We start from the raw sequence: 387 nt of genomic DNA, 5'->3' as shown, positions 1-387 counted from the left end.
ACAGAATTGCTTGGAAAACAATTGGCCGGTGAAATTTCACCGGATGAATCTGTTGAACTGAAATCGATTTTAGCCGATAACGAAGCGCTTAGAACAGAATATAAACAGCTACAAACTTATTTTGAATCTGAAACAGCTGAAGAAGAAAATATCGATCTTGTTTTTGATCGGATCAGGGGCCAGATCCAGATTCCCGATGAACCCCGTTTAAAGGTTGCCAAAAACAAAGGCTACAGTGTTTGGCTAAAAATTGCTGCCGTTGTAGCAATTGGTTTGGCTGGCGTTTTGGTGTATRACAGAGAAGCTATTTTCTTCAATAAAACAGATCAGCTGGTTTTGCAACAAGCGCAAACCAGGGCAACCGAAATTAAAACCATTGTACTGGCC

The 387-nt window shown here is 40.7% G+C and carries 1 protein-coding gene; it reads left to right on the top strand.

The annotated features are described in order from the left end of the window. The coding region (locus AC1DND_RS29590; protein ID WP_477586628.1) for a hypothetical protein at nt 1-387 on the top strand (387 nt) is incomplete at both ends.

The organism is Pedobacter sp. 01N416 (assembly GCF_056399685.1).
The sequence above is the reverse complement of the archived record's forward strand: the minus strand, read 5'-3'. Positions and strand labels throughout refer to the sequence as shown.